The sequence below is a fragment of the Dactylosporangium sp. NPDC049140 genome, from assembly GCF_040648435.1.
This window is the reverse complement of sequence record NZ_JBEZDS010000008.1, coordinates 99,248-117,813: the sequence shown is the minus strand read 5'-3', so window position 1 is coordinate 117,813 and position 18,566 is coordinate 99,248. Positions and strand designations below refer to the sequence as shown.

Sequence of the window (18,566 nt, the reverse complement as noted above, 5' to 3'; positions counted from 1 at the left end):
CCCCGTTGGATGGACACGCATCCCACTCGGCCCGGCGTGATTGATTACTCCTACTACCGGGGGAATCCGGACGGTCGCCGTGTCCGCCGAGCCGGACACCTCCGGGGACACCGACTCCGGCGAGGATGCCTGAACGACGACGGAGGGGCGGCACCCGGCCGCCCCTCCGTCTACATGTACATGTCCTGCCGGTTCTACCGCGCCTAGTCGTCCAGCCAGTCCAGCGAGCGCCGGTTGCCGCCGCGCCCCTGGGAGCGGGCGTCGTCGTAGTCGCCGCCGCCGCCGTTCGGACCGTAGCCACCGCGCTGGTCGTACTCGCCGCCACCACCGCCACCGCCCGGACCACCGGGACCGCCGCCCGGGCCGTAGCCGTTACCGGCCCGCGGAGGCTCGGGGACGCGCTCGTAGCCGTCGCGCTCGTAGCCCGCGGCCGGCTCGTACCCGCCGCGGTCGGCGCCGCCGCCCCCGCCGGGGCCGTAGCCACCGCGGCCCGCGTACGGCTGGTCGTATTCGGCCCCGCCACCACCGTTACCGGGGCCGTAGCCACCGCGATCGCCGCCGGGGGCGTACCCGCCGCCGGCCGAGGGGCCGTCGTACTGGCCGCCGCCGCCCTGGCCGTAGCCACCGCGATCGTCATAACCCTGGCCGTAGCCACCGCGGTCGCCGCCGCCGGCCGGGCTGTACCCGCCGCCGGCCGAGGGCCCGTCGTACTGGCCGCCGCCGGCGCTGTAGCCACCGCGGTCGTCGTAACCCTGGCCGTAGCCGCCACGATCGGCGCCGCCGCCGGCCGGGTTGTACCCGCCGCCCGCTGACGGACCGTCGTAACCGCCGCCGGCGGGCGGACCGTCGTAACCGCCGCGGTCACCGCCGGCCGGGGGGCCGTCGTAGCCGCCGCGGTCACCGCCGCCGAAGCCACCGAGGGTCGTGGGCGGGCCTTCGTAGTCGCCGCGGCCCTGCTGACCGCCGCCACCGTAGCCGCCGCCGGCCGAGGGGCCGTCGTAGCCGTTGGCTCCGTAGCCGCCCTGGCCACCCTGGCCGCCCTGGCCGCCGTAGTTGTTGCCGCCGGTCGCCGGGTTGTGGTTGTAGCCGTTGTTGCCGTTGCCGCCACCGTAGCCGTTGCCGCCGGTGCCGGGCTCGTAGCGCTGGGTCGCGTCCGGATATCCGCCGCCGCCCTGGCCGCCGCCGTTGTAGTCCGGCGCGTAGGGGTCGACCGCCGGGCCGGGGGCCGGGCGGCCCTGCGGGCCGTAGCCGTTGGCGCCGCCGCCGTTGTACCCGCCGCTGGCGAAGCCCGCGTCGTAGCCGCCGGCCGACGGGTAGCCGCCGGGGCCGGGCGGGGGCGCGCCGTACGGGTCCGGCGGGACGTCGTCGAAGACCCCGCGGCCGGGCCGCACGATCGCTGTCGCGTCGTTGTTGCCGCCGCGGTTGACCATCGTCGGGGCCGGGCCCATCGCGCCGACCATCGTCGGGTCGGGGCCCGCGCCGCCGCCGGCGTAACCGGGCCGCACGCCGCCGGGCCCGCCGCGGCGCGGCGCCGGCTCGTCCTCGTTCTCGTCGTCGTCGTCATCGCCGCGGCGGCGCAGGAGCAGCACGATCGCCACGATGCCGAAGCCGACGAGCAGTACCCCGAGCGCGATCAGGATCCAGGAGACCCCGCCGCCGCTGTCGTTGGAGGCGTTGTTGGTCGCCGTGTTCTGCGGCACGACGCCGCCGGCCGACTGGCCCTCGACGATGGCCCCGTCGTTCGCGCTGGGCAGCGGCGCCGCCGAGGCGGTGTCGGCCAGCACCACGAGCCCGATCTTGATGCCGGTGCTCGCCTTGCCGGCCGTGCCGGTCACCGGCTTGGCGTTGGAGTTCTCGTAGTTGGTCGCGCCGGCCGTGATCGTCATCGCCCCCGGCGCGATCGGGTTCTGCTCGCTGCCGGTGAACTTGAACGAGCCGGTGGAACCGGAGGTCAGCTGGCGCTCCTTGCCGCTGCCGTCCGCGAGCACCACTGTCGCGCCGGCGATGCCCTTGCCGGTCTGCGAGTCGGTGATCGTCCCGGAGACCTCGGTGACCGTGGTCGGCGCCGCCTGGGTCGTCGGCGCGGCGGCCTGGGCCTTGAGGCTGGCGTTGAACGGCTTCGTGTCGGAGCCGCCGTCGGTGATGATCACCTGGCCGGGCGTGCCGGTCTTGGTCTGGCCGGCGGGGATCGAGCTCTGCGCCGGCGGGGCGATGCCGACCGGCAGGTTCTTCGTGGAGTTCGGCGCGAGCGGCCCGTCGATGGTGCAGTCGAGGTGCGTGCCGCTGCCACTGCAGCCGCCGGGCTTGCTGGAGATGCTCAGGCCGAGGTCACTGGGGATGTCGATGGTGAGCTTGACCGCCGCCAGCTGGGGCGTGTCACCGGTGTTCTTGACCTGGACATTGACGGTCTGCGGTCCACCGCCTACCGTCAGTGACGCGTCGAGATTACCGCCAATCACTACGGTGGCATCGGCAAACGCCGGCGCCGCCGTGCCGACCAGAGCGCCCGTGGCCAGAACAGCCACCGTCCCTGCCCTGAACAGCAGGGTTCGTCGGTGCGCAGTCACGTCCACACCCCTCCGGATCTTGACTTTCACCCGAGCGTCGCTGCCGAGCATGTCTGTCCATGGTCCAACATGCGAGCGAGGCTCGCCTTGCATGGTGCGCCGCAGCAAACTATGCCCTGTCCGACGGGGTCGGCGAAACCCGCAGCGTCTTGCGAGCAGTGCCGGAGCAGTCGTATCGTCCCGCTATGTCCAATGCGCACCGATATTCCGACACGGTGCAAAGCGTCCTTGATGCCCTGAACGCCGGGGTCGATCCGGACCGGACCGCGGTGCGCGATGCGGTCCGGCAACTGCTCGCCGAGCTGCGGTCACGCGCGCCCGGACGTTCGGTGGAGGTGCGGGTTCCTCCGTACGGCGCGATTCAGTGCATCGAGGGGCCAAGACATACGAGAGGTACGCCACCCAACGTCGTGGAGACCGACCCGGTCACGTGGATCGAGATCGCCACGGGCCGGAAATCATGGCACGAAGCCGTCACGGCCGGAAAGATTCGCGCCAGCGGGGTTCGTGCGGATTTATCTGGTTATCTACCGTTGTAACCCTCGCAAACCGTCGGACACATTGGTCACCAACAGCCTTCGATACGTCGCTCTGCGTCATGCCCGAACCTCGCGTACACTGTTCCCCGCGACGGCGACCCAGCTAGTGGCGTCGAACAGCCCCAGGCCGGATGGCTGGCGTCAACCTTGAAGCCATCCCCCCGACACCCCACCCACGGTCTTTCACTTCAGCCACACCAAGGCAACTGCGACGACAGGAGCGGCTAGTGCCCCGAGGCGATGGCCGGTTGAGCCACGAGCTCGACCCCCAGCGTCCAGGTCCTCAGGACAAGTGCGGTGTGTTCGGCGTCTGGGCGCCGGGCGAAGAGGTCGCGAAGATGACCTACTACGGGCTGTACGCGCTACAGCACCGTGGTCAGGAAGCGGCCGGCATCGCGGTGTCCGACGGATCCGGTGTGGTGGTCTACAAGGACCTGGGCCTGGTGTCCCAGGTCTTCGACGAGCCGACCCTGGCGAGCTTGCGCGGCCACATCGCGATCGGCCACGCGCGGTACTCGACGACCGGCGGCTCCACCTGGGAGAACGCGCAGCCGACGCTGCGCTCCACCCGCGCCGGCGACGACCGGGCGGGCACCACGATCGCGCTGGCCCACAACGGCAACCTGGTCAACACCGCTGAGCTGGCCCGCCGGGTTGCGGAGCTGCCCGACGTCGAGCCGGACGCGATCAACTCCACGAACGACACCGCCCTGGTGACGGCGCTGCTGGCCGCGCGGCCCGACCTGTCCGTCGAGGCGGCCGCGCTGGAGGTGCTGCCGACCCTGCGCGGCGCGTTCAGCTTCGTCTTCATGGATGAGGACACCCTCTACGCGGCGCGCGACGTCAACGGCGTGCGCCCGCTGGTGCTCGGCCGCCTCGAGCGCGGCTGGGTCGTGGCCAGCGAGACCGCGGCCCTGGACATCTGCGGCGCCAGCGTGGTCCGCGAGATCGAGCCCGGCGAGCTCATCGCGATCGACGAGCACGGCCTCCGCTCCAGCCGCTTCGGCACGCCCGATCCGAAGGGGTGCCTGTTCGAGTACGTCTACCTCGCCCGCCCCGACACCACGATCTCCGGGCGCAATGTGCACGCGGCCCGCGTCGCCATCGGGCGCACGCTGGCCAAGGAGCACCCGGTCGACGCGGATCTGGTCATCCCGGTCCCCGAGTCCGGCACGCCGGCCGCCATCGGCTACGCCACCGAGTCCGGCATCCCGTTCGGCCACGGCCTGATCAAGAACGCGTATGTCGGGCGCACCTTCATCCAGCCGTCCCAGACGATCCGCCAGCTGGGCATCCGGCTCAAGCTCAACCCCTTGCGCGACAACGTGCGGGGCAAGCGCCTCATCGTCGTCGACGACTCGATCGTGCGAGGCAACACCCAGCGGGCGATCGTGCGCATGCTGCGCGAGGCCGGGGCCATCGAGGTACACGTGCGGATCTCCTCGCCGCCGGTCAAGTGGCCCTGCTTCTACGGCATCGACTTCGCCACCCGGGCTGAGCTGCTGGCCAACGGCCTCGACATCGAGGGCATCCGCCGCTCCATCGGCGCGGACTCCCTCGGCTACGTGTCGCTGCCGGGCCTGATCGCCGCCACCGAGCAGCCGGCCACCCGGCTCTGCAGCGCCTGCTTCGACGGGCAGTACCCGATCGACCTGCCGGCCGACAATGTGATCGGCAAGCACGTGCTGGAAGGCGTCGCCCGCGCTGCGGGGGCCGCGCCGACCGCGACTGACGGCGCGCCGAGCGTGACCGCCAGTGTTGGTGGTTCGGGCGCACTGCTGCACCCGTGACCGCCCACCCGAGACATACCGCGGTGCCTGCGCCGCAGAGGCAACCAAAGGGGAGAAAGTGACGCACGTGGACGAGCGCGCCGACAAGACCGGCAAGGCCGGTCAGGGCAGCACCCCCGAGCGGCAGCTGTGGACCGCCGGCAATGGCCGGGGTCGCCGTAAGACCGTGACGTACGCGGACGCGGGTGTGTCGATCCACGCCGGCGAGCAGGCCGTCGAGCTGCTGCGCACCAAGGTGCACCGCACGCACCGGCCCGAGGTCATGGGTGACATCGGCGGGTTCGCCGGGCTGTTCCGGCTGGACCTGAAGAAGTACAAGAGCCCGATCCTCGCCTCCTCGACCGACGGTGTCGGCACCAAGCTGGCGATCGCCCAGGCCATGGGCATCCACGACACGGTCGGCATCGACCTCGTCGCGATGGTCGTGGACGACCTCGTCGCGTGCGGGGCCGAGCCGCTGTTCCTGCTCGACTACATCGCCTGTGGCGAGGTCGTGCCGGACCGGGTGGCCGAGATCGGCGCCGGCATCGCCGACGGGTGCCGTTACGCCGGCTGCGCGCTGCTGGGCGGCGAGACCGCCGAGCACCCGGGCGTGATGCGCCCCGACGAGTACGACATCTCCGGCACCGGCGTCGGCGTCGTGGAGGAGGACGCGATCCTCGGCCGCGACCGGGTCGAGGTCGGCGACGCCGTCATCGCCCTGCGCTCGACGGGCCTGCACTCCAACGGCTACTCGCTGGTCCGCCACGTGCTCCTGGGCGCCGGCCGGATGCGCCTGGACAGCGTCATCGACGAGTTCGGCCGCCAGCGCACCCTCGGCGAGGAGCTGCTCACCCCGACCCGGATCTACGCGAAGGACTGCCTCGACCTGATCAAGGAGAGCGACATCCACGCGTACGCCCACGTCACCGGCGGTGGCGTCCCGGGCAACCTGGTCCGGGTCCTGCCCGAGCACGTCGACGCGGTCGTGGACCGTTCGACCTGGCGCCCGCAGCCGATCTTCGAGCTCGTGCGCACGAAGGGCCGCATCGAGGACACCGAGATGGAGAGCACCTTCAACATGGGCATCGGCATGATGACCGTCGTCTCCGCCGAGGACGCCGACCGCACCCTGGCCTTCCTGGCCGGCCGCGGCCTGGACGCCTGGCAGGTCGGCGAGGTCATCGAGGGCACCGGCACGGTGCAGATGGTCGGCTCGCACACCCGCGGCTGACCGGATCTTCGCTACGGGGGTGGTGCAACCGGCACTGCCCCCGTACGCATCTCTCTAGAACGGGCGTGTCGGAATACGCGAACTCTCGCGTATCCGATCAACTGGGCTTACCGCGGCGCAGCGAGGGACCTAGGCTGAGGCGACACGTCCCTACGCCCAAAAGGAGGACGGGGCGGTGTCGTGGAGCGGCATGCAAGGCATCTCGCCGGTCCCTGGGTATGTCGTGATGCAGCCGACCACCCTGTGCAATCTCGACTGCACGTACTGCTACCTGCCGTTCCGGTCCAGTAGCCAGCGCATGAGCCCTGCCGTCGCCGAGGCGGTCGCCGCCTCCGTGAATCCGTGGGCGGCCGCCGACGAGCGCTTCTCGGTCGTCTGGCACGCCGGCGAGCCCCTGGCCGCCGGCCGGGCCGCGCTGGCCGGGCTCATGGCCCCGTTCGCGGGGGTGGAGCACCACGTGCAGACCAACGCCACGCTCATCGACGACGCCTGGTGCGAGTTCTTCGCCGAGCACGGCGTCCGGGTGAGCGTGAGCGTCGACGGGCCCGAGGCGCACAACGGGCAGCGGGTGAACCGGGCGGGCTCGGAGGCGTACCGGACGATCCTGCACGGCATCGAAGCGCTGCAGCGGCACGGGGTGCCGTTCTCGGCGCTCTGCGTGGTCAGCGATCCCCGGCCCGGCCTCGCCGCCGAGATCTACGACTACTTCCTGGCGCTGGGCTGCGAGGTGCTGGGCATCAACATCGAGGAGCAGGAGGGCGTCAACGCGCGGACGAACGCGTTCGCCGACGACGCCGTGCGCGCCTTCTGGGCCGAGCTCGTCGCCGCGTGGCGCCGCGATCCCCGCATCCACGTCCGCGAGATCGAGTGGACGCTGCGGTACGCCGGGGCGGTGCTGGCCGGCCGCGCCGACGGCATCCTGCCGAGCGCCCTGGACCCGATCCCGACCATCGCCGCCGACGGCCGCGTGTTCCTGCTCTCGCCGGAGCTGGCCGGCTTCACCGACCCGCACTACGGCGACTTCTCCTCGGGCAACGTGCTGCAGACGCCGCTGTCGGCCGTTCTGGCCGGCGCGGCAACGTCCGCCCCGTGGATCGGCGAATACTTGAGCGGCGTGGAGTCCTGCCGCCGGAGCTGCCCGTACTTCGGCTTCTGCGGCGGCGCCCACGCGGCCAACCGCTACTTCGAGCACGGCCGATTCGACGGCACCGAGACGAACCACTGCCGCAACAGCAAGATTCGCCTTCTGGAGGGAGTGCTGGACCATGCCGGAGCAAGCTGACCCGGTCACCGAGCGCGTTCACCGGGCCGCCGACGGCCTGAGGGTGCTGCTGGAGGAGGCCGCGGCCGCACGGACGGCGAGATCAGAGGTGCCGGGCGACGACGCCACGAGTGCCGTGTGCGCCTGGAACCACTTCGAGAACATCCCGACCTTCTACAACTGGAACAACCGTCCCAGGTAGCTCGAGCGCGGTAAGGACCGGCACCCAAGAACTCTCGAGGCGGTGCGCCACTGCACCGCCCTCAAGAGGTGGTTACGTCGAGACACCCGCAGGGCGTGCCGTCGAGAGAACGGCCGCCGTGCGGGTGCTGTGGACACGGCTCGGGCACGTGGTTGTCCACGTGCCCGTGAGCCGAGTTGACGCCCGGTCTGGGTCGATCCGCGAAGCTACTCGAGCCAGACTGAGCGCACGATGGTCAACGACCCCCTGAGCGCCAATCACTGTCGCTGGAGGGGTCGTCTTCGTCGTCGTCCTCGTCGTCAGCCTCTTCGTCGACTCCGTCATACTCGGCGTAGTCGTCGCGTGACTTAGGGCTGCCGGCCGCGAGCTCGCGTTGCAACGCTTCGAGGTCGGTGTTAGGTGAGTGATATTTCAACTCCCTGGCCACCCTAGTCTGCTTGGCCTTCGCACGGCCGCGCCCCATGGCTCGACCCCCTCGCACAGAATTACGGGGCAGCCATTACCGGCAGGCCCCGACAACGTCAGGCATCTCTCGTGGCTCTTACGGTACATGTCGCGGGCACCTTTCGGCATCTCGCCCCTACCGACCATTTCGGTGGCGTTGCTTACCCGACCGGACCGGTCTGGTTGCCGGCGGGTAAGCACCACGTGGTCGACGGGTCGTCACGTTCGCCGTGAGCCGCCGCGCATGGTTACACCAAGATGGTACGGAGCCTTCCGACCTCGGCCATCCGCCGTTCGGCGAGCCGATCGGCGGCCACCGCGGGGGGTACACCCTCGGCGGAGGCCAGCTCCAGGATCTGCTTCGTGGTGTCGTAGATCCGTCCGGCCCGCTCCTTCGCCCGGGCGAAGTTGAACCCCTCGATCTCGTCGGCCACCTGGATGACCCCGCCCGAGTTGACGACGTAGTCGGGCGCGTAGAGCACGTCGCGCTCGGCGAGGAGCTTCTCGACGCCGGGGTGGGCCAGCTGGTTGTTGGCCGCGCCGGCGACGATCTTGGCGCGCAGGACCGGGACGGTGTCGTCGTTGAGCGCACCGCCGAGGGCGCACGGGGCGTACACGTCGATCGGCGCGGCGATCAGTTCGTCGCTGCTGTCGACGAGGTCGACCTGGGGGTACGTCGCGCTCGCCCAGTCCAGCGCCCGCACGGACACGTCGGTGGCGACCACCGAGGCGCCGTCGTCGAGCAGGTGCTTGGTCAGGTGCTTACCGACCTTGCCCAGGCCCGCGATGCCGACCCGGCGCCCGGCGAGCGTGGGCGTGCCCCAGCGGTGCTCGGCGGCGGCCCGCATGCCCTGGAAGACGCCGTACGCGGTGAGCACCGAGGAGTCGCCGGCGCCGCCGTGGGACTCGGAGCGCCCGGTGACGTAGCGGGTCTCCTTGGCCACGACGTCCATGTCCCGCACGTACGTGCCCACGTCGCACGCGGTGTAGTACCGCCCGCCGAGGGACTGCACGAAGCGCCCGTACGCCCGCAGCAGCGGCTCGCTCTTGTCCTTGTCCGGGTCGCCCCAGATGACGGCCTTGCCGCCGCCGAGGTCGAGGCCGGCGAGCGCGTTCTTGTACGCCATGCCGCGCGAGAGCTCCAGCACGTCGTGCAAGGCCTCCTCCTCGGACGCGTACGGATAGAAGCGCGTGCCGCCGAGCGCCGGACCGAGCGCGGTGGAGTAGACGGCGATGATGGCCCGCAGGCCGGACTCGCGGTCGTGACAGAACACGACCTGCTCGTGGTTGGTGGCGAAGACGCCCATGGATGCTCCCGAGGCAATCGCGGCCCGTCCTCGTGAGACGGGGCCGTTCACGACAGTGCGGTGACTTGACCCTAACGCCGACACGTGGCCGTCGGTTCCAGGGCGCCTTCGCGTCGTTCGGTCGTTTCGTGCGACGATCGGGCCGTGCCGTCGCTCTTCGCGTCATACCTGCGGGTGTACGAGCCGCTGGCTGCCTTCGACCGTGACCACCAGCTGTACTGGCGTCGCTACGTCAAGGAGGGCCGCGCCGTCGCGCTCTCGGACGGCCCCGGCCGTCAGCGCACCGCGGTCCTGGAGGCGCTGGGTGCCGGGTGGACCCGCCTGCCGGCCCTGCCGGAGGAGGCCTACGTCCTGGAGGCCGACGACACGCTGCTCGTCTGCCCCTGGAACCTGCGCATCCGCGTCGCCGAGGCGGCCCTGACCGCGCGCGACGGCGTTCCCAGCGTCATCGCCGACGCGTTCGTACCTCCCGTGCTGGCCGGCCTCGCCCAGACCATCGTCGACGACTGGCGCAGCGGCGACAACGTGCTGGAGCGCGGGCTCCCCCGGGTCCACGAGCAGGTGGCGACCTGGGGTGTACCGCTGCGCTGGTTCGTGTTCGTGGACCTGGAGGAGCGCGAGCTGTCGATGCGCCCCGGCCGCCGCGTCCTGCGCTACCGCACCGAGATCTCGAAGGCCCGCCGCCGGGCCCACCGCGCCTACGCGGTGCTGCGCCGGGCGATGGGCGACGCCCCGATCACGGTGGCGGTGGAGGAGACGGCGCGCTGGCTGGAGGAGTTCCACTCGCGCTCGATCGTGGAGCTGGACTACGGCGGCCTGGTGACGCTGATGTCGGACGAGGCCCTGGCCGCGGACGACTCGCCGGGCCTCGTGTCGGCGGGCCTGTCGAACGTGGCCCGCGGCGACGCGGATGCGGCCACCGAGGTCTACGAGAAGCTGGTCGAGCGGTGGCGCTCGGTGCAGCTGCTGGAGCGCTGCAACTAACTCGAGCCCGCGCCCTCACGCCGGGCCTTCGGCCTTGCCCGTGACGAACGCGTTCGTCACGAACGCAGGTCCCCCGGCCTTCGGGCGCGACTTCGACGAAGCTAAATGTCCGGTTCGTCACCCACCCAATCGACTGTCACCCTTCGCAACCGAATCGCTCCCTATTGGTGTCCGTTATGCTAAATAAGCGGGTGTTTGGCAGCTACCCATCACCCCGGAGAGTGAGCTAGATTCGTGGTGGATCGCTCACCCTCCGTCAAAATGAGTCCGAATTTATCCGATTTTGCGGTGTCAAAATCGGAAAATTCACTTATTCATCATCCGTCCATACAGGGACCTTCAGCCGTTCGGCCCATGTCGGACATCGGGGACTACCCGGACCATAGGAAACGCGTCGACCGGCGGGACCCCGGCCGGCGTTCCTGGGTACCTGTGGAGGAGTGACCGATGCCATCTCGCACGCATGAGCCTGAGCCGTTGCTAACGCCGGCTGAGGTCGCGTCGATGTTCCGCGTCGACCCGAAGACCGTCACCCGTTGGGCGAAGGCGGGCAAGCTGAGCGCGATTCGGACGCTTGGTGGCCACCGTCGTTACCGCGAGTCTGAGGTACGGGCCCTGCTCCAGGGCCAAATTCCCACACAGCGCACGGGCGACTGACGCCGACAGTACATCGCGTCCTCCTCCCGCGCCAAAACGACATGGCTTATTACCGCAGCGCGCTCGGATCGTCACCCCCCGGTGATCCGAGCGCGCTGTTCTTTCAGGGTGTCAGCGTGATTCGTCTTTCAGGGTGTCAGCGTGATTCGGATGCCCACCGTGGCGTCGGCGCCCCGGCGGCGGATGCTGGTCCACACGAAGAGGCGCCCGCGCAGGCCGTACTTGCGCTTGATGAGCTCGCGCACGGCGACGCCGCCCTCGGGGCCCAGGAGCGTGGCGTGGGCGGGGACCGCCTCGCCGGTCGCCTTGCCGCGGACCGTGCACGGCCCGACGGTGATGGTGCCGTTGCGGCGGATGCGTTTGACCTTGCCGGAGTCGCCCACGGTCCACACCATGAGCGCTTCGCCGTCCCGCGCCGCCCACACGGGTGTCGGGACTGGGGTACCGTCCCGGCGAAACGTCGTCACCAGGAGATACTGTTCCTGGCCCAGCTGCTCCACCGTGGCGGATGTGTTCGTCATACGGCTCAAGGTACGAGCCTCCTCTCCTCCGCGGGAGGGTCACACGCCCGGGTGACGGGCAGCTAGTCTGTTGGTCCAGCCAAAACGCCCCCGGAGTTCGCAATGAAGCTGTCGATCCTGATGCCGGTCTACAACGAGGAAGTCCGCGTGGCCGACGCCGTGAAACAGGCGCTCGACGTGAACTACCCGACCGAGATCGAGCTCGTCATCGTCGACGACGGCAGTCGTGACCGGACGGCCGAGATCCTGCACGGGCTGAACGACGAGCGGCTCCGCGTGGTCGTCCACCCGCGCAACCGGGGCAAGGGCGCCGCGATCAAGACGGCCGTCGAGAACGCCACCGGCGACTACATGGTCATCCTGGACGCGGATCTCGAGTACGACCCGCAGGACATCCCGAAGCTGCTCGAGCCGGTGCTCGACGGCCGGGCGACGGTCGTCTACGGCAACCGGACCTTCGGCTCGCACAGCTCCTTCTCGTTCTGGTACGTGATGGGCAACAAGGCCGTCACCACCGCCGCGAACATGCTGTACAACTGCTACCTCGGCGATCTGGAGACGTGCTTCAAGCTGATGCCCGTCTCGCTGTACCGCTCCCTCCAGGTGCGTTCGGCCGGCTTCGGCATGGAGGCCGAGGTGACCGGAAAGCTGCTGCGCAACCGGCACCGGCCCTACGAGGTGCCGATCAGCTACCGCGCCCGCACCCGCGAAGAGGGCAAGAAGATCACCTGGAAGGACGGCGTCGAGGCGCTGTGGATCCTGTCCCGCGAACGCATGCGCAAGCCGTCCAGCAGCATCGGGACCTCCTGAGCATCGGGGAGCTCTCCGCACGCAGCGGCGTGGCCCCGTCCGCGCTGCGGTTCTACGAGAAGCTCGGCTTGATCCACGCCACGCGTACCGGCGGCAACCAGCGCCGGTACGAGCGCTCGCAGCTGCGCCGGGTCGCCTTCATCCGCATCTCGGCACAGGTGGGCGTACCGCTGGAAACGATCAAAGAGGCGCTCGCCTCACTGCCGGCGAACCGCACCCCGACGAAGGCGGACTGGGCCCGGCTCTCCTCCGGATGGCGCACCCACCTCGACGAGCAGATCGAGCTGCTCGAACGGCTGCGGGACACGCTCACCGGCTGCATCGGCTGCGGCTGCCTCTCGCTCAAGAGCTGCACGCTGGTGAACACCGACGACCGCCTCGCGAAGAAGGGCCCGGGCCCGGTGGTCCTCACCCAACCGTGAGCAACAGCTTGCCGAAGTGCTCGTTCGACTCGAGCACGCGGTGCGCCTCGGCGGCCTCGGCGATCGGGAAGCGCCGGTCGATCACCGGGCGGATCATGCCCTCGTCGAGCAGCGGCCAGATCTCCTCGCGCACCCCGCGCACGATCGCGGCCTTCTCGGCGGCCGGCCGCGCCCGCAGCGTGGTGCCGGCCACGAGCGCCCGCTTGGCGAGCAGCTGCCCGAGATCGAGCTCACCGCGGCGGCCACCCTGCATCCCGATGACGACGAGTCGCCCGCCGGTCTTCAGTACGTCGACGTTCTGCTTCAGGTACGAGCCGCCCATGATGTCGAGCACGACGTCGGCCCGCACCTCCTTGGCGAAGTCGGCCGCCTTGTAGTCGATCACGCGGTCCGCCCCGAGCCCGAGCAGCCGCTCCCGCTTGGCCGCGCGGGCAGTTGCCACAACCTCGGCCCCAAGAGCCTTGCCCAGCTGTACCGCGAACGTCCCGATCCCGCTCCCGCCCCCGTGCACGAGCAGCGTCTCGCCGGGCTTGAGCCGCGCCAAGTCCACCACGTTGGAGAAGACCGTGGCCGCCACCTCGGGCAGCCCGGCCGCGTCGACCAGGTCGACACCCTTGGGCACCGGCAGCACCTGACCCGCGGCCACCGCGACGAGCTGCGCGTAACCACCCCCGCCGAGCAGCGCACACACCTCCTGCCCGGCGTGCCACCCGTGCACCCCCTCGCCGACGGCGCGGACGCGTCCGGAGACTTCGAGCCCCAGGTACGGCGGCGCGTCCTTGGGCGACGGATAGTTCCCTTGACGCTGCAGCGCGTCGGCGCGGTTGACGCCGGCGGCCGCCACCTCGATCAGCACCTCACCGGCCGCGGGGGCCGGATCGGGAACCTCGGTCCAGCGCAGCGCCTCGGGCCCGCCGGGGCGTTCGATCGTGATCGCATGCACGGCTCCATCATTGCCGTTCCCACCAAGGCCGCCACCGCTGGGCGTCGCCCCATCGGCGGTTCACCGCCTCGCGTTCGCCCGAACGACCTCCCCACGTGGGTGACGCCCCATGGGCGGGCGGGGATCTGGCACACTTAGCGTCGTTCTGCTGGAGGGCTCGCCTAGTGGCCGATGGCGCCGGTCTTGAAAACCGGTGAGGCGTTCCGCGTCTCCGTGGGTTCGAATCCCACGCCCTCCGCTCCCCGCACGCGAAAACGCCCGCCAACCAGCGTGGACGCTGCTCAGCGGACGTTCGCGACCGCGACCGCTACCCGGTCGGCGCCCGTACCACGCGCGGGGCGTCCACCGACCCGAAGGCGAGCGACCCCACCGGCGTGGCGACGCCAGGCTGCGGCGGCCCCAGCACGGCCAAGGCCTCCACCCAGTAGCGGACCATGGCGCGGCTGGTGCTCTCCTCCCGACTGATTCCGGCGTCGAGCCGGCGGCGGGCGGCGGCCGGGTCGGAGAGGGCGAGGTCGGCGGCGAACAAGTCGCCCCAGACGCTGGGCTTGTCGCCCAGTTCGCGCTCCCGGTCGGCCGACGGTCCGCGGTAGAACGAGCCTGCGGTCAGCGGCAGCAGCTGGATGCCCAGGATGGACTCCGGCTTCGGGTCGAACCAGGTCGCGTAGTCGATTTTTGCGTCCCAGACGATGCCCGCCGTGGTGTGGGCGTAGCCGGGTTGTCTGGTCAGGCCGCTGCCCAGCCAGTACATCCGGGCCGTGGCCGCCTCCAGTGCGTAGTGCGTGACGCCGTACGCGGTCATCTGCGCGTTGCCGCGGACCGTTCCCCAGCGCACCACCGCCTCCCAGGCGGCGACCGCCTCGCTGGACGACTCCTGGTTGTTGCCGTCCGCGAACGGGGCGAACCCCGAGGCGGCCGAGCTGCCCAGGTAGGCGTTGAAGGCCCGGAACGGTGGCAACCCGCTCGCCGGGCCGATCGCCAGTGAGCCGGCGAAGTCGCGCACGACCAGGTCGACGACGTCGCCGTACTCGCGGGCGAAGCCGGGGTCGGCCGCCGCCAGTACGGAGGCGGCACGCACCAGGTAGCCGTACTGGAAGTGGTGGTCGTTGTAGTCCTCGGCGCCGAACTCGGCCGGTACCGCGATCAACCCGCCCCACGTCCGGTCGTAGCCGAAGTAGCGCCCGTCCGACGGGCCCGAGTAGGTCAACCAGTCGACCAGCTGCGGACGCAGCCGGTCCAGCGCCGCCGTGCGCTGGGCGGTCGCTCCGACGGCGTGGGCCACCTCGGCGACGGTGGCCAGCCGGGCCAGCTCCTTGAGCCCGAAGTAGCTGCCGCCGGCGCCGGGTGGGTCGGCCAGGTCACGTTCGAGTTCGGCGCGCACGGCCTGGTTCGCTGCCGGGCTCAGCGGCGCCGTCGGCACCGCGGTCAGCAGTCCGGGCATCGGCGCCCGGATCCGTACCGCCCCGGCCGTGACCAGGGACATCGTGCCTCGCGCGTCGGGGTACGAGCCGGCCAGCGGGGTCGATCCGGCGACCAGCCCGGCCTGTTGGTGCGGCAGCAGCGCCCAGACTCCGGTGCCACCGCCGGCCCGATCGGCGGTCAGCGTCTGGGTGACCGTCCCGGCCGCGGCGTCGTACGTCATCGCGGCGGTGGTCCGTACGACGGGATCGCCGGTGCTGGCGCGTTCCCAGGCGGCTCGGTCGACCCCGTCCGGCACCCGGGCGATGGCCAGCCGCTCGCCGGACCCGGTGATGGTGGCGCCGTGCAGTGTCAGGTCGGTACCGAGAACGTCCCAGCGGCCGCCCGCGATGTCCAGGCGGGCTCGGGTGGCCGAACTGCCCGCGTCCTGGAGGTCGCCGGTCACGGTGGGCGCGGCCGCGTGGAAGCGCAGCCACAGCACGGGGCTGCCCTGCACGAGGGTGGCGTCGACCCAACCGCCACCGGCCAGCGCGACCCGCAGGACGGCGTGGAAGGCGCCGTAGCTGACAACACTGACTGCGCCGGTCGCGCCGGCGACGGTGAGGGCCGGCCGGAACGCGGTGATGACCGCGTTCGCGGAGGCCGTGACCGGTGCGCCGCTGACCTGCAGGCCACCCGGGTCGGCCCGCACGGCCAGCGGGTGGGTCCAGATCGGCTGGGTCCGCGGTCCGGTCAGCGCGGAGCTCCACCACTGGTTGGTCGGCACCGCCTGGCCGGCGAGGTCGCCGGCCTGGGCTGGTCCCTTGGTCGGGGTGGAGCCCGGCGGCAGCGTGTCGGCGATGCTTCCGCGGCCGGTCGACGCGGGCACCCCGAGCCGCGGCGCCGCCGCCCCCTCAGTGACCGGGCCGGCGTCGCGCTGCTGCGCATCCGGGCTTCGGCCGGCCGGCGTGGAACTGCACGCCGTCAGGGTGGCCAGGGCCGCGATCGCGGTGAACACCGCGTGGCGGCGGCTCATGCGCTGTTGACCGCCGGAGTGCCGCCCACGGCCGTGGTGGTATCGACGGTGACGCCGAATCGCAGTCCCGGCACCAGCGTCCGCACGGTCGCCAGGGCCGCCGGATCAGGCCGCAGCACGACGGTCAGCCGGTCGGGCGCGGCCTGGGACAGCCCGGCGTCGACCTTCGGCTGGACCTGCTGCAGCGTGGTGGCGATCCGGCCGGAAAGGCCCGGTCCGCTCACGTAGGTGGTCATCCCGAGCCGGAGCTTACGCAGCGTCGGGAGCGGCACATCGACCTCGAACTGCAGCTTGGCCGGGTCGTACAGGGTGATGATCGGTTCACCGGCGCGGGCGATCTGCCCGGCGGCGACGTTGATCTGGGTGACGATGCCCGCGGCGGGCGCGTGCAGCTCCTGCACCCGAGCCGCGCCGCCGTCGGCGGTCAGCGTGATGGTGGCCAGGAGCGTTCCGGCCGCCACGCTCTGCCGCTCGGTGGCCAGCACCCGCGTGACGACGGCGGCGTCGGCCGAGCCGACGGTGATCGGCTGTGCCGTCAGCACGGCTGTACCGGCATCGACCATCGTCCGCTCGGCGAGTCGCTGCCGCACGATGTAGGTGCCGCCCGCGACCGCGGCCGCGAGCAGGCCTGTTACCACGATGAGCGTGCGGGTGAACAGCAGCGCTCGGCGTAGGCGGCGCCGCGGGGGCGGGCTCGGGGCCGAGCCGGTTCGGACGGCAGGGTCGATCGTGGTGTCCAGCGTGGTGTTCATGGTGGCGCCTCTCTGGGCATGGTCGACCTGGGTCAGGCGGAGGCCGCGACTGTCTGCGGCTCCGGGCTGTGGTTCGGGTGGGGGTCGGGCTGTCCGCCGCCGTGGGGACCCAGGCGCGCGGGTACCGCGTCCGGAGCCGTCCCGCGATATCGGATCCGGCCGCCGGTGACCGATTCGACGATCATCCGGCCGAGAATCAGCACGATCATGGCGGCCCAGCCGACGGACAACCAGGTCGGTGCCGGATCCGCCATCACCAGCAGGCCGACCACGATGGCGACGGTGTTGAGCACGAGCAGCGCGAACAGGGGCATGACCGCCCAGAGCGACCGCGCGCCGTCGGTGCCGGCGTTGGTGGCCTTCCACTTCGCCGACCGGCCGACGAGTACGCCGCCCAACGCCCGCAGATGCACGGGTACCGCACCGATGCTGGCCACGATCGCCGAGAGCTTGAAGCCGCCCGACTGCAGCCAGGTGACCAGCAGCACGACCGCCTGGAACGGCAGGTAGTGGGTGGCCCAGGTGACGCCGTTGGCGCGGATCGGGCTCAGGGCGAAGAGCAGGTACAGCGCCGGGAACAGCATGAAGACGAGCATCGCCGCCGACAGCAGGTAGTGCGTGCCGCAGAACAGGTACTGCAGCCGCTGGTCGATGGTCAGGCCGATGCGGCGTTTGAACAGGCGTCCGCGCAGCAGCACCTCGAAGCCGCCGCCGGCCCAGCGCAGCTGCTGTTTCAGGTACGACGGGACGTCCTGCGGCGCCAGCCCGCGGGCCAGCACCTGCGGCACGTAGATGGACTTCCAGCCGCGCTTGTGCAGCTCGATCGACGTCCAGATGTCCTCGGAGTTGCTGCCCGTCCAGATGCCCCCGATGCTGTCCAGGGCCGAGCGCCGGAACATCACGTTCGTACCGACGCAGAACGCGGCGTTGAAGTGGTTCTTGCCCGGGCAGACGAGCTCGTAGAAGATCCGCTGCGCCTCACCGGAGCCGGTGGCGACCAGGTTGACGGCGTTCGTGTACGACTGGGGGGACTGCACGAACGCCACGTCCGGGTCGTGGAAGTGCGGCAGGATGCTGATCAGGAAGTTCGGCTCGGGCACGTGGTCGGCGTCGAGGATGACCACGAACTCGCCGGACGTGCGGGCCAGCCCGGCGTTGACGTTGCCCGCCTTGGCGTGCGCGCCCCCCGGCCGGCGCAGGTAGTCGACGCCCGCCTCCTGCGCGATCCGGCGCAGTTCGTCGCTGTCACCGTCGTCGAGTAGGTACGTGCGGTGCGCCAGGTCCATGTCGCGGGCACCGATCAGGGTGCTCCGGACCAGCGCGGGGTCCTCCCCGTAGGCGGTGATGAAGACGTCGATGGACGGGACGTCGGCACCGGCCCGCAGCCGGTTGCGCCAGACCGTCGTGTCCACCGGCTCGGGCCGGTCGTCGTGGGCCAGGATGGTCCACCACGTACCGACCAGGTGCACGGCGGTCAGGCCCTCGGCGGCCAGCATCGTGACCCAGAGCCACCCGGGTCCGCGGTACGCCGGATTGAGCAGGAACAGTTGGTAGAAGACGGTGGCGGCGAGCGCGGCGATGATCGCGACGCGCGTCGAGCGCTGCAGCGGCCGCCAAGCCAGGCGGGCGCCCGGCCGAGCCGGTGGTACGAGCGGCGCAGTCATGAATCTCCCGGATGATATTCAACCAAGTGAATTAGATTCCGCCATCCAGACAACAG

General features: G+C 70.9%; 17 protein-coding genes and 1 tRNA gene. 10 read left to right on the top strand and 8 right to left on the bottom strand.

All coding sequences use genetic code 11. The annotated features are described in order from the left end of the window. Positions 1-203: 203 nt before the first annotated feature. Positions 204-2,459, bottom strand: coding sequence for a carboxypeptidase-like regulatory domain-containing protein (locus AB0B76_RS15740; protein ID WP_360375107.1), 2,256 nt, complete (start codon positions 2,457-2,459; stop codon positions 204-206). 293 nt (positions 2,460-2,752) lie between these two features. Here AB0B76_RS15740 and AB0B76_RS15735 point away from each other — a divergent pair, with 293 nt between their 5' ends. The 5 genes from AB0B76_RS15735 to amcA all read left to right on the top strand — a co-directional run bounded on the left by AB0B76_RS15735 (position 2,753) and on the right by amcA (position 7,572). After that, positions 2,753-3,106, top strand: a complete 354-nt coding sequence (locus AB0B76_RS15735) for a sterol carrier family protein (protein ID WP_360375105.1) — start codon at positions 2,753-2,755, stop codon at positions 3,104-3,106. Between the two features lie 227 nt (positions 3,107-3,333). Next, on the top strand, positions 3,334-4,896 hold the full coding sequence (gene purF / locus AB0B76_RS15730; RefSeq protein WP_360375103.1) for an amidophosphoribosyltransferase: 1,563 nt from the start codon (positions 3,334-3,336) through the stop codon (positions 4,894-4,896). 58 nt (positions 4,897-4,954) lie between these two features. Beyond that, positions 4,955-6,109: a phosphoribosylformylglycinamidine cyclo-ligase gene (gene purM, locus AB0B76_RS15725; RefSeq protein ID WP_360375101.1), complete on the top strand. Its 1,155-nt coding sequence runs from the start codon at positions 4,955-4,957 to the stop codon at positions 6,107-6,109. Between the two features lie 190 nt (positions 6,110-6,299). Further along, on the top strand, positions 6,300-7,391 hold the full coding sequence (amcB, locus tag AB0B76_RS15720; protein WP_360375099.1) for a cyclophane-forming radical SAM peptide maturase AmcB: 1,092 nt from the start codon (positions 6,300-6,302) through the stop codon (positions 7,389-7,391). Continuing rightward, positions 7,375-7,572 carry a multiple cyclophane-containing RiPP AmcA gene (gene amcA / locus AB0B76_RS15715; RefSeq protein ID WP_360375097.1) on the top strand — a complete coding sequence of 66 codons (198 nt, stop codon included), beginning with the start codon at positions 7,375-7,377 and terminating at the stop codon, positions 7,570-7,572. The genes amcB and amcA overlap by 17 nt, the downstream gene beginning before the upstream one ends. A 235-nt stretch (positions 7,573-7,807) precedes the next feature. On the opposite strand, the gene AB0B76_RS15710 is transcribed toward amcA, so the two are convergent. Next, positions 7,808-8,035: a DUF3073 domain-containing protein gene (locus tag AB0B76_RS15710; RefSeq protein WP_360375095.1), complete on the bottom strand. Its 228-nt coding sequence runs from the start codon at positions 8,033-8,035 to the stop codon at positions 7,808-7,810. Between the two features lie 229 nt (positions 8,036-8,264). Then, positions 8,265-9,323: a Glu/Leu/Phe/Val dehydrogenase dimerization domain-containing protein gene (locus AB0B76_RS15705; protein ID WP_360375093.1), complete on the bottom strand. Its 1,059-nt coding sequence runs from the start codon at positions 9,321-9,323 to the stop codon at positions 8,265-8,267. 144 nt (positions 9,324-9,467) lie between these two features. Here AB0B76_RS15705 and AB0B76_RS15700 point away from each other — a divergent pair, with 144 nt between their 5' ends. After that, a complete protein-coding gene (locus AB0B76_RS15700; RefSeq protein ID WP_360375091.1) occupies positions 9,468-10,307 on the top strand; it encodes a hypothetical protein in 840 nt (279 codons plus the stop codon). Positions 10,308-10,754: 447 nt separating this feature from the next. Then, entirely contained in the window at positions 10,755-10,964 is a 210-nt protein-coding gene (locus AB0B76_RS15695) for a BldC family transcriptional regulator (RefSeq protein ID WP_223099768.1), read from the top strand. 128 nt (positions 10,965-11,092) lie between these two features. On the opposite strand, the gene AB0B76_RS15690 is transcribed toward AB0B76_RS15695, so the two are convergent. After that, complete coding sequence (locus AB0B76_RS15690) at positions 11,093-11,485, bottom strand: PPOX class F420-dependent oxidoreductase (RefSeq protein ID WP_360375088.1); 393 nt, start codon at positions 11,483-11,485, stop codon at positions 11,093-11,095. 102 nt (positions 11,486-11,587) lie between these two features. Here AB0B76_RS15690 and AB0B76_RS15685 point away from each other — a divergent pair, with 102 nt between their 5' ends. Both AB0B76_RS15685 and soxR read left to right on the top strand, forming a co-directional pair. Next, positions 11,588-12,295, top strand: a complete 708-nt coding sequence (locus tag AB0B76_RS15685) for a glycosyltransferase family 2 protein (RefSeq protein ID WP_360375086.1) — start codon at positions 11,588-11,590, stop codon at positions 12,293-12,295. Beyond that, positions 12,292-12,717: a redox-sensitive transcriptional activator SoxR gene (gene soxR / locus AB0B76_RS15680; RefSeq protein ID WP_360375475.1), complete on the top strand. Its 426-nt coding sequence runs from the start codon at positions 12,292-12,294 to the stop codon at positions 12,715-12,717. Before AB0B76_RS15685 ends, soxR begins: the two co-directional genes overlap by 4 nt. Here the strand turns inward: soxR and AB0B76_RS15675 are convergent. Next, positions 12,704-13,660 (bottom strand): NAD(P)H-quinone oxidoreductase, encoded by a 957-nt coding sequence (locus tag AB0B76_RS15675; RefSeq protein ID WP_360375084.1) that lies wholly within the window; start codon positions 13,658-13,660, stop codon positions 12,704-12,706. The genes soxR and AB0B76_RS15675 overlap by 14 nt on opposite strands. Before the next feature lie 150 nt (positions 13,661-13,810). Between AB0B76_RS15675 and AB0B76_RS15670 the strand changes: the two genes are divergently transcribed. After that, a tRNA-Ser gene (locus AB0B76_RS15670) sits at positions 13,811-13,898 on the top strand. A gap of 69 nt (positions 13,899-13,967) precedes the next feature. On the opposite strand, the gene AB0B76_RS15665 is transcribed toward AB0B76_RS15670, so the two are convergent. From AB0B76_RS15665 to AB0B76_RS15655, 3 genes are read right to left on the bottom strand one after another with little or no spacing between them, the layout of a single operon-like run. Then, positions 13,968-16,094 (bottom strand): glycosyl hydrolase, encoded by a 2,127-nt coding sequence (locus AB0B76_RS15665; RefSeq protein ID WP_360375082.1) that lies wholly within the window; start codon positions 16,092-16,094, stop codon positions 13,968-13,970. Further along, complete coding sequence (locus AB0B76_RS15660; protein WP_360375080.1) at positions 16,091-16,846, bottom strand: HlyD family efflux transporter periplasmic adaptor subunit; 756 nt, start codon at positions 16,844-16,846, stop codon at positions 16,091-16,093. The genes AB0B76_RS15665 and AB0B76_RS15660 overlap by 4 nt, the downstream gene beginning before the upstream one ends. Positions 16,847-16,878: 32 nt before the next feature. Next, positions 16,879-18,510: a glycosyltransferase family 2 protein gene (locus AB0B76_RS15655; protein ID WP_360375078.1), complete on the bottom strand. Its 1,632-nt coding sequence runs from the start codon at positions 18,508-18,510 to the stop codon at positions 16,879-16,881. Positions 18,511-18,566 lie beyond the last annotated feature (56 nt).